Raw genomic sequence first — 1,464 nt, forward strand, 5'->3', positions numbered from 1 at the left:
CTTTTTACACACACTTTTTGTCCTATAACTCTGAATTCGGAGAAAACTATATAAAAGTACAAAGAACCTGATTATTTATTGATCAGGTTCTTTGCATATAATACTATTAGCTTGTCATATTGGGCCGTTAGTTTCCGGACCGGCTGTGTAGGAAATTAGCTGTGTAGGAAACTGGATATGTAGGGGTTAAGCATTAAGGGGCCAAGCATTAAAATGTATTTTTCGTTGTTCGTTTCGGCCACTTTAGGGGCTCCATGTCCACACCTTCTAAGGTGTGGAGTTTGATTTTGACGTCTAAACCGCCGGTATAGCCGGTGAGGTTATTGTTGGCACCTACAACACGATGACAAGGTACGATAATAGGAATCGGATTGTGACCGACAGCACCGCCTATGGCGCGAGCGCGGATGCCCGTATTGGCATCGTTAGGATAGAGCTTTTTAGCTAAGTCTCCATAGGTGACGAGCTCGCCGTGTGGGATTTCTAATAAGGCTTGCCAAACTTTTTGGCGGAACGGAGTGCCGATGAAGCGAATCGGTGGGAATTTTTTAGGCTCTTTGCCGGCGAAGTACTTGGTGAGCCATTTTTCCGTAGTTTTAAAAATCGGTAATTCTTTATCGGTGATTTCCTTTTCAGTTGGCTCCAATCGGTACTGCTGGCTCGGCATACTGAGGCCAATTAGGTTATCACCATCACTGTACAGGGTAATGACGCCTATGTCGGGGAAGGTTGTTGTGTAACTATAGATTGTGTCCGGCGTTGTGTTCGTTGTTGTGTTCGGTGTTACCTTAGATTCAGGGGAGCGTTTTGTGGTCATAGTCAGATGCCTCCTTAGGTGCTTAAATATTTACAAAATGAGTCTATGACATTTTGAGGTAAACATTTCAGGTTATTTTGTCCATTTGATATTGTACATCGTCGTAAACTTAATTTATAATGAGTCTATAAGCAAATTATACAAGTTTACGCGTGTAATTGTCCATGAAAGGAGTTTTTTATGAAACCTGTATTTACTGAAAACGCCCCTAAAGCTTTGGGCCCTTACTCTCAAGCTATTAAAGCCAACGGTCTCGTATTCATTTCCGGTCAAGGTGGTATCAATCCTGAAACCGGTAAATTGGTTGAAGGCGGCGTTGAAGCTGAAACTTTACAAGCTATGAAAAATATCGAAGCTATTTTGAAAGAAGCAGGCACTGATTTCTCCAAAGTCGTTAAAACGACATGCTTCTTGGCTGATATTAACGATTTTGCTAAATTTAACGCTATTTATGCTGAATATTTCACTAGCAAACCAGCTCGCAGCTGCGTTGCCGTTAAAGAACTACCGGCTAACTTCTCCGTAGAAGTTGAAGTAATTGCTGTGGCTGAATAATCTACTTTAACCCTTAACAAAAAACTCCGGTACATGCGGTGATGCGTGTATCGGAGTTTTGGGTTATAGGACATTTTGAGTTGGTAATTTAA

2 protein-coding genes are annotated in these 1,464 nt (G+C 41.7%); one reads left to right on the forward strand and one right to left on the reverse strand.

The window, feature by feature from the left end:
- Nucleotides 1-208 precede the first annotated feature (208 nt).
- Entirely contained in the window at nt 209-817 is a 609-nt protein-coding gene (locus QZL64_RS00855; protein ID WP_021840175.1) for a methylated-DNA--[protein]-cysteine S-methyltransferase, read from the reverse strand.
- A gap of 180 nt (nt 818-997) precedes the next feature.
- Here QZL64_RS00855 and QZL64_RS00860 point away from each other — a divergent pair, with 180 nt between their 5' ends.
- Nucleotides 998-1,372 (forward strand): RidA family protein, encoded by a 375-nt coding sequence (locus tag QZL64_RS00860; RefSeq protein ID WP_021840176.1) that lies wholly within the window; start codon nt 998-1,000, stop codon nt 1,370-1,372.
- Nucleotides 1,373-1,464: the final 92 nt, after the last annotated feature.

The sequence above is a fragment of the Veillonella sp. CAG:933 genome (assembly GCF_000431435.1).
In the GTDB taxonomy this organism is placed as follows: Bacteria; Bacillota; Negativicutes; order Veillonellales; family Veillonellaceae; genus Veillonella_A.